Annotated in this window: 1 protein-coding gene; it reads left to right on the forward strand. The window is 55.0% G+C overall.

What is annotated here, in order from left to right:
* The coding region (yjjG, locus tag ACEWB7_RS18360; RefSeq protein ID WP_411581143.1) for a pyrimidine 5'-nucleotidase at window positions 1-404 on the forward strand (404 nt) is incomplete at both ends.

Raw genomic sequence — 404 nt, forward strand, 5'->3', positions numbered from 1 at the left:
GAACGTCGAGCCGGGTAAACTCAACGAAGCCTTTATTAATGCGATGGCGGAAATCTGTACGCCGCTGCCGGGAGCGGTTTCTCTGCTTAACGCCATTCGTGGCAACGCCAAAATCGGCATCATCACCAACGGTTTTAGCGCCTTGCAACAGGTGCGTCTGGAACGCACGGGCCTGCGTGATTACTTCGATTTGCTTGTGATTTCCGAAGAAGTTGGCGTTGCTAAACCGAATAAGAAAATTTTCGATTATGCGCTGGAACAGGCGGGCAATCCTGACCGTTCACGCGTGCTGATGGTTGGCGACACTGCCGAGTCCGATATTCTCGGTGGCATCAACGCCGGGCTTGCGACCTGCTGGCTGAATGCGCACAATCGCGAGCAACCAGAAGGCATCGCGCCCACCT

Source organism: Acinetobacter sp. NIOH-H-8 (assembly GCF_046635365.1).
Lineage (GTDB): Bacteria > Pseudomonadota > Gammaproteobacteria > Pseudomonadales > Moraxellaceae > Acinetobacter.